At 72.6% G+C, this 7,775-nt stretch carries 6 protein-coding genes and 2 tRNA genes; 6 read left to right on the forward strand and 2 right to left on the reverse strand.

Annotated features, from left to right (window positions below; all coding sequences use genetic code 11):
* The first annotated feature begins 149 nt into the window (after positions 1-149).
* Positions 150-1,790, forward strand: coding sequence for a citramalate synthase (gene cimA, locus HF577_RS35700; protein WP_169400424.1), 1,641 nt, complete (start codon positions 150-152; stop codon positions 1,788-1,790).
* A 21-nt stretch (positions 1,791-1,811) separates the two neighbouring features.
* Entirely contained in the window at positions 1,812-2,582 is a 771-nt protein-coding gene (locus tag HF577_RS35705; protein ID WP_169400425.1) for a GNAT family N-acetyltransferase, read from the forward strand.
* A gap of 4 nt (positions 2,583-2,586) precedes the next feature.
* Here HF577_RS35705 and HF577_RS35710 read toward each other — a convergent pair whose 3' ends face one another.
* Positions 2,587-3,045 (reverse strand): Lrp/AsnC family transcriptional regulator, encoded by a 459-nt coding sequence (locus tag HF577_RS35710; RefSeq protein WP_169400426.1) that lies wholly within the window; start codon positions 3,043-3,045, stop codon positions 2,587-2,589.
* 90 nt (positions 3,046-3,135) lie between these two features.
* Here HF577_RS35710 and HF577_RS35715 point away from each other — a divergent pair, with 90 nt between their 5' ends.
* Entirely contained in the window at positions 3,136-4,287 is a 1,152-nt protein-coding gene (locus HF577_RS35715) for an MFS transporter (RefSeq protein ID WP_169400427.1), read from the forward strand.
* 28 nt (positions 4,288-4,315) lie between these two features.
* Here HF577_RS35715 and HF577_RS35720 read toward each other — a convergent pair whose 3' ends face one another.
* The gene (locus HF577_RS35720; RefSeq protein WP_169400428.1) at positions 4,316-5,647 is read right to left on the reverse strand and encodes an FAD-dependent oxidoreductase; all 1,332 of its coding nucleotides are present in this window, start codon (positions 5,645-5,647) and stop codon (positions 4,316-4,318) included.
* Between the two features lie 65 nt (positions 5,648-5,712).
* On the opposite strand from HF577_RS35720, the gene gltX reads away from it, so the two are divergent.
* The 3 genes from gltX (at position 5,713) to HF577_RS35735 (ending at position 7,500) form a co-directional block, all read left to right on the forward strand.
* Positions 5,713-7,239 carry a glutamate--tRNA ligase gene (gene gltX / locus HF577_RS35725; protein WP_169400429.1) on the forward strand — a complete coding sequence of 509 codons (1,527 nt, stop codon included), beginning with the start codon at positions 5,713-5,715 and terminating at the stop codon, positions 7,237-7,239.
* A gap of 69 nt (positions 7,240-7,308) precedes the next feature.
* A tRNA-Gln gene (locus HF577_RS35730) sits at positions 7,309-7,380 on the forward strand.
* Positions 7,381-7,427: 47 nt separating this feature from the next.
* Positions 7,428-7,500 (forward strand) — tRNA-Glu (locus HF577_RS35735).
* The last annotated feature ends 275 nt before the right edge of the window (positions 7,501-7,775 follow it).

Here is a 7,775-nt window from a genome sequence, read left to right on the forward strand (position 1 = left end):
ATGCTCACCCTCGTGCAGCATCTCTTCGTGATCATTATCGACAGGCGCGTCGGCTAACCAGCACCACAGCCGACGCGCAGACCTCTCGCATTCGCGGGGGGTCTTTTTTGTTGCCCGATCACGCCCGACCCACCTCCAGGAGCCCCCGGATGTCCCGCACCGAACCGGCCGGAACCCCGCTCGGAGACGTGTTCCACGTCTACGACACGACTCTGCGCGACGGCGCTCAGCGCGAGGGCATCAGCTACTCCGTGGCCGACAAGCTGGCCGTCGCCCGGCACCTGGACGCGCTGGGGGTCGGGTTCATCGAGGGGGGATGGCCGGGGGCGATGCCGAAGGACACCGAGTTCTTCGCCCGTGCCGCGGAGGGGGAGCTGGAGCTGCGGCACGCGGTGCTGGTGGCGTTCGGGGCGACCCGCCGGGCCGGGACGACGGCGGCGGCGGACCCGCAGGTCCGGGCGCTGCTGGAGAGCCGGGCGCCGGCGGTCACGCTCGTCGCGAAGTCCGACCGCCGTCACATCGAGCGGGCCCTGCGCACCGACGTGGCGGAGAACTGCGCGATGGTGGCCGACACGGTGGCGTTCCTGCGTGGCGAGGGCCGGCGCGTGTTCCTCGACGCCGAGCACTTCTTCGACGGCTACCGGTTCGACCCGGACACGGCGCTGCGGGTGCTGGACGCCGCGGTGTCGGCGGGGGCGGACGTCGTGGTGCTGTGCGACACGAACGGCGGCATGCTCCCGTTGGGCATCGCCGAGGTGGTGGCCGAGGTGGCCGGGCGCACCGGTTTCCGTCTCGGCATCCACTGCCAGGACGACACGGGCTCCGCGGTGGCCAACTCGGTCACCGCGGTGCAGGCCGGCGCGACGCACGTGCAGTGCACCGCGAACGGTTACGGCGAACGGACCGGCAACGCCGACCTGTTCGCCGTCGTCGGGAACCTGGTGACCAAGCTGGACATGCCCGTCCTACCGGACGGCGCGTTCGGCGAGCTGACCCGCACCTCGCACGCGTTGGCGGAGATCGCCAACATCGCTCCCGACACCCACCAGGCGTATGTCGGGACGTCAGCGTTCGCCCACAAGGCGGGCCTGCACGCGAGTGCGATCAAGGTGGACCCCGAGCTGTACAACCACATGGACCCTGTGGTCGTGGGCAACGGGCAGCGGGTGCTGGTCACCGAGATGGCCGGCCGGGCGAGTGTCGAGCTCAAGGGGGCGGAGCTCGGCCTGGACCTGGCCGGCCAACCCGACGCGGTGTCGGCGCTGGTCGCCACGGTGAAGGAGCGCGAGGCGGAGGGCTGGTCGTTCGAGGCGGCCGACGCGTCGCTGGAGCTGCTCATGCGTTCGGCCATGGGTGAGGCGGACCGGGTGCCGTTCGCCCTCGAGTCCTACCGCGTGATCGTCGAGCACAGCGCCGACGCGGACGTGCTGGCCGAGGCGACCGTCCGCGTCGTCCTCGGCGACGGGGAGCGCCGGATCGCCACCGCGGAGGGGAACGGCCCGGTCAACGCGCTCGATGCGGCGTTGCGGGCGGCGCTGACGCCGTCGTGCCCGTGGCTGTCGGACGTGGAGCTGTCGGACTACAAGGTCCGCATCCTCACCACCGGGCGCTCGCAGAGCTACGGCACGGACGCCGTCACGCGGGTGCTGCTGGAGTCCACCGGCAGCTCGGGGTCGTGGACCACCGTGGGCGTGCACAGCAACGTCGTCGAGGCGTCCTGGCTGGCGCTGGTCGACGCACTGGCGTTCGCGGCGCTGCGTGCGCCCGTCCCCGTGCAGGCGGCGAGCTGACACAGGGCAAGATCTGCGCCCGTGGACGACGTGCTGCGGCGGATCGACCTGTTCTGCGACGAGGTCCCGCGGCAGTGGGCGAGCGCGACGGACGACGGCCCGCTGCGGCTGTTCGTCCGCAACCGGCCGGGCTATCCGTTCTACGCCCGCCCGATCCCGGACGGTCCGCCGGTCACCGCACAGGACGTCGAGCGGGTCCGGGGCCGCCAGCGGGCACTGGGTGTGCCGGAGGCGTTCGAGTGGGTCGTGAGCGAGAGCCCGTCGATGGCGGACGCCGTCGGCGCCGCGGGGCTGCCGGTCACGGTGTGCCCGCTGCTCGTGCTCGACGGTGAACCGGCGGCCGTCGAGTTCCCGCCCGGCTTCTCGGCCCGCCTGCTCGGGCCGGCCGACGGGGATCTGCAGGCTGCGGTGCACTCGGTGCTGTCCGTGGCCGCCACGGCTTTCGGCGCGCCGCCGCCGCGCCCGCCCGTGGGGGCCGCGCTCGCCGAGCTGCGGGCCGACCTTGCGGCAGGGGCGATCGCGCGAGCGCTGGTCACGGGTCCGGACGGCCCGGTGGCGGCGGGATCGGCGCAGCGCTCGGGTGACGTGGTCGAGCTGGTCGGGATCGGTACGGCCGCGGCGGCGCGTGGCCGCGGCCTGGGTGCAGCGCTGACGGCTATGCTGGCCAGGGCGGCCCGGGCCGCGGGTGCGGAGGTGGTGTTCCTCGCCGCGGGAGACGACACCGCCACCCGCGTCTACGAGCGGGTGGGCTTCCGCCGGGTCGGGGAGTGCGGCATCGCCGAGGCGCACTGACTGGTCAGCCGGCGGGCGGTGGCGGGGCGATCCCGATGCCCCGCTCGAACCCCCGCCGCAGCACCATGATCGTCCGGCTGCGCACCACGCCCTCGATCCGGTAGAGGCCGTGCAGGACGTCCTCCAGCTCGTCGGGGTCGCCCACGCGCACCTTGAGCAGGAAGTTGCTGTTCCCGGCCACCGAGTGCGCCTCCTCGATCCGCGGGTCCCGCCGTGCGGCGGCGAAGAACTCGTCCTTGACCCACCCCTCGCTGTCGACGAGGACGAACGCCAGTACCGGCCGGCCGATCGCGTCGGGGTCGACCTCCACCGTGGTACGGCGGATGTGACCCGATGCGCGCAGCCGCCGCACCCGCTCGTGGACGGCGGCGGGGGGGAGCGACACTTCTCGACCCAGCTGCGCGTACGTGCGGCCCGCGTCCTCGAGGAGCAGCCCGATGATCCTCCGGTCGATAACGTCCACGGGTCCATGCTGACATTCCTCCGGCTGAAAGTGGTACGGAGTTGACGAACGACGGTGGATCGGGCTGATCCGCTGACGCATCTTCGGTACATGACTGATGTCCGGCATCGCTCCCGCCTGCTCACCCCAGCCGTGCTCACCGGCGGGATCGTGGTGGTCGGCGCTCAAGCCTTCGTGCTCGCCCCGTTGCTGTCCGACATTGCGACGGGACTCGCCACGGGTACGACCGAGGCCGGCCGCGCGCTTTCGGCCTACGGCATCGGAATCGTCGCGTCGGCGCTGTTGCTGGGTCACCGGCTCGACTCCGTGGCGCCCCGCACTGTCCTGCTCGCCGGTATGGGGACCCTCGCCGTCGCCGCGGCGGGGTCCGCCGTCGCTCCGCACTGGACGGTGCTCGCGCTGGCGCAGCTCGTCGGCGGGGCCGGAGTCGGTGTGCTCCTGCCGGCGACCTACTCGCTCGCCGCGGAGCTCGCGGCCCCGGGCGCTGCCGCCCGGGCGACCGGACGCGTGCTGACGGGCTGGTCGATCGCGCTGGTGGCAGGGGTGCCGCTGGCCACCGTGCTCGGTGACGCGGTGGGCTGGCGGGCGGCGTTCGGTGCGCTGGCAGGGCTGTGCGCGCTGCAGATGGCGCTCTATGCGCTGCTCCCCGCGGTCCCATCTGCCGGATCGGGCCGGGCCGCACTGGGCGCCGCCTTCCGTGCGCCCGGCGTGGCGCCCCTGCTTGCCGGCGTGCTCGCGTTCATGACGGCGTTCTACGGGGTGTTCGCGTTCGCGGGCGTCGACGTCCGGGCGCTGCACGGAGGCGGCGCCACGACGGCCGGCCTCGTCGCGCTGAGCTACGGGCTCGGCTTCGGGCTCGCCGCGTGCGCCGACCGCCTGCTGGACCGGTGGGGCACCGCGCGCCTCGTCGCACCGGTGCTCGCGCTGCTCGCCGTGGTCTACCTGGCCCTGGCCGTCACGATCGGCGTACTGCCGGCGTTCCTCGCGGCGGCGTCGGTGTGGGGGCTGGTCAACCACATCGGGCTGACGGTGCTGGTGAGCCGGCTTGCCGGGGCGGGTGTGCACCTCCGCAGCGCGGTGCTCGCCCTCAACACCGCAGCGACGTACGGCGGCGCCGCAGTCGCCGGGCTGCTGGCCGGCCCGCTCTACGCGGCGGCCGGATTCGGGTGGCTCGCGGCGGCCGCAGCCGGGCTCCTCGCGTCGGTGGTCCCGGTGACCGTCCGAAGTGGGCTCGGGCGATGACGTACGCCGCCCGCGTCGGGATGGGCGCTCAGGCCCGGGTCGCCGGCAACTCCGCCCGCCGTGCCCACTCCGGCGCGTGCTCGGGCAGCGGACCGATCGCGATGAGCCGCGCCGGGATGCCCTGCAGCACCGGGAACCTCTTCAACATGCTCAACGGGAACGGCACCGTGCCCGTGGGAGCCGCGCCTGCGCCCGACGTGTCGAACATGCCGGGCGCGGCCGTGTCCGGCGGCCCGGCGGGCACGCCGACCCGGCCGGGGTCGGCCGCCTTGTCGCCGAGGATCCTGCGGTGGGCGAGGCGCTGCCCGCTCTGGATCAGGGCGGTGGGCCACCAGCGCCGCATCTGGACGCGGCGCAGCAGCGCGAGCGGCACGATCCCGCCGGACCGCAGCGCGGGGGTGAGCAGCCGTGCGGTGGCCACGGCGTCGGCCACGGCCAGGTTGATGCCGACCCCGCCGACCGGGGACATCGCGTGTGCCGCGTCGCCGATGAGCAGCAGGCCGTCGCGGTACCAGCGGCGCAGCCGTTCCAGCCGGACGTCGAGCAGCTTCACGTCGTCGAACGACGTCAGCGCCTCCATCCGGTCCCCCAGCCAGGGCAGCAGCCGGGTGATCCGCGCCCGGAACTGCGGGATGCCCGCCGCGCGCATCTCCGCGTCGGCGCCCTTGCGGATGAGGTAGGCGCACTGCCAGTAGTCCCCGCGGTCGATCATCACGAGGAACCCGCCGCTGCCGATGCGGCCCACACCACCCACGGGGTCCTCCGCATGGCGGGGCAGGCGGAACCACCACACGTCCATCGGGACGCCGAACGAGCGCGACGTCAGTCCGGCCGCTTCGCGCACCGCGGACCCGCGCCCGTCGCAGGCCACGGTGAGGCCGGCGCGCAGCTCGTGCTCGGTGCCGTCGGTGCGGTCGCGGTAGCGCACGCCTGCCACCCGGTCGCCGTCGTGGAGCAGGGCCACGACCTCGGCGTTGCGGCGCAGGGTGAAGGTGGGCTCGGCCTCGGCAGCGTCGGCGACGAGGTCGAGGAAGTCCCACTGGGGCACCATCGCGATGTGCTGGTGGGCGCCGGGCAGCCTGCGCAGGTCGGCCATCTGGAAGGTGCCGGTGTCCAGCTGCACCTGGGCGCGGTCGAGCCGCCGCTGGGGCAGCGCGGCGAACCGCTCGCCCAACCCCAGCTCGTCGAGCAGGGTGAGGGTGGATGCGTGCACGGTGTCGCCGCGGAAGTCACGCAGGAAGTCCGGGTGCTTCTCCAGCACCGTCACATCGACCCCGCCGCGGGCCATGAGCAGGCCGAGTACCAGACCGGCAGGGCCACCGCCGACGACGAGGCAGGTCGTGCGCTCGTTAATCAACATACGTTGAATTCTAGGCGCCTCGGGGACGGAAGGCCACCCCGCACGCTCGATAGGCTGGCGGCATCATGAGCGAGCTTGCGAGCGAGTCCCGGCCCCCGGCCGGCGTCCGGGTGCGCTTCTGCCCGTCCCCGACGGGCACACCCCACGTCGGTCTCATCCGTACCGCGCTGTTCAACTGGGCCCACGCCCGCCACCACGGCGGCACCTTCGTGTTCCGGATCGAGGACACCGACGCCAGCCGCGACTCCGCCGAGTCCTACGCCGCGCTGCTCGACGCGCTGCGCTGGCTCGGGCTGGACTGGGACGAGGGCCCCGAGGTCGGCGGCCCGAACGGCCCGTACCGGCAGAGCGAACGCGGCGCGGTGTACGCCGACGCGCTGCAGCGGCTGATCGACGCGGACGAGGTCTACGAGTCGTACTCGAAGGCCGACGAGATCGAGGCCCGCCACCGCGCCGCCGGCCGTGACCCGAAGCTCGGCTACGACAACGCCGACCGCCACCTCACCGACGAGCAGCGTGCCGCGTTCCGGGCGGAGGGTCGCGCGCCGGTGTACCGGCTCCGGATGCCGGACCGGGACATCTCCTTCACCGACCTCGTGCGGGGCGAGGTGACGTTCCGGGCCGGCACCGTGCCCGACTTCGTGCTCGCCCGCGGCGACGGCACCCCGCTCTACCCCCTCACCAACCCGGTCGACGACGCGCTCATGGGCATCACCGACGTCCTGCGCGGGGAGGACCTGCTCTCCTCCACCCCGCGCCAGATCGCGCTGCTCGAGGCGCTCGCGCGGGTGGGAATCGGCACCGGACCGTTCCGCTACGGGCATCTTCCGCTCGTGACCGGGGAAGGCAACCGCAAGCTCTCCAAGCGCGATCCCGAGTCGAACCTCTTCCTCTACCGCGAGCGGGGTTTCCTTCCGGAGGGCCTGCTCAATTACCTGGCGCTGCTCGGCTGGGCGATCTCCGAGGACCGCGACGTCTTCACGATGGACGAGATGGTCGCAGCGTTCGACATATCCCGGGTATCGCGCAACGCCGCGCGGTTCGACCTGAAAAAGGCCGAGGCCATCAATGCCGCCCATCTGCGCGCGCTGCCCGTCGAGGAGTTCGCACGGCGGGTCGAGCCCTACCTCGTGGCCGAAGGTGTGATCACCGGCACTCACGACGGTTCGATCACCGGGGAGCAGCGCGCGCTGCTGGACGCGGCGGCTCCGCTCGTGCAGGAGCGCAGTGTCGTGCTGTCGGATGCCGCGCGGATGCTGCGCTTCCTGTTCGTGCCGGAGGAGGGCTTCGCCCCCGAGGCCGACGCCGCCGAGAAGAACCTCGGCGCCGACGCCGCACCGGTGCTCGAAGCGGCTCTGACCGGCCTGAACGGGCTTCCCGAGTGGTCGACGGAGCGCATCGAGGACGCCCTGAAGTCGGCGCTGATCGACGGGCTGGGGCTCAAGCCGCGCAAGGCGTTCGCGCCCGTGCGGGTGGCCGTGAGCGGCCGTACGGTGTCCCCGCCGCTGTACGAATCGATGGAGTTGCTGGGTCGCGAACGGTCGCTCGCGCGACTCAGGGCCGGTTTGGAGCGCGCCGGAGGGCTCGGCTAGAGTGTTCGACGCAGGGCAGGGGACACCGGGCTCCACCACCACATGGAGCCCCGGATGATCCTGAACCCTTGGGGTATGGTGTAATTGGCAGCACGACTGATTCTGGTTCAGTTAGTCTAGGTTCGAGTCCTGGTACCCCAGCGGAAACGCACCAGAAGCGGTCTGATAATCTCATACAGCGTTTCCACGGCCCCGTCGTCTAGCGGCCTAGGACGCCGCCCTCTCAAGGCGGTAGCGCGGGTTCAAATCCCGTCGGGGCTACATCGAATAGGGCCCGTTCCGGATATCCGGAACGGGCCCTATTCGCATTACATCGTGAAGGCAGCGCGACGCCGCCGGTCGACAACCGGCTCGCTCGAAGCAGCGCGGTTGTCGACCGGCGGTGTGCTCAGACTCCGGAGCCGGAGTGTCTCGGTGATCCAGGTGCGCTCGCCACCCCGGAGGGAGGGTTGTTCGGCACGCCCGGCCCGTCCGGGGGGTTGGCGACCGTTGTCGTCGTCGACTGCGTGGTGGTGGGGGTGGTCGTGGGGTCCGGC

It is taken from the genome of Pseudonocardia xinjiangensis, assembly GCF_012911925.1.
In the GTDB taxonomy this organism is placed as follows: Bacteria; Actinomycetota; Actinomycetes; order Mycobacteriales; family Pseudonocardiaceae; genus Pseudonocardia; species Pseudonocardia xinjiangensis.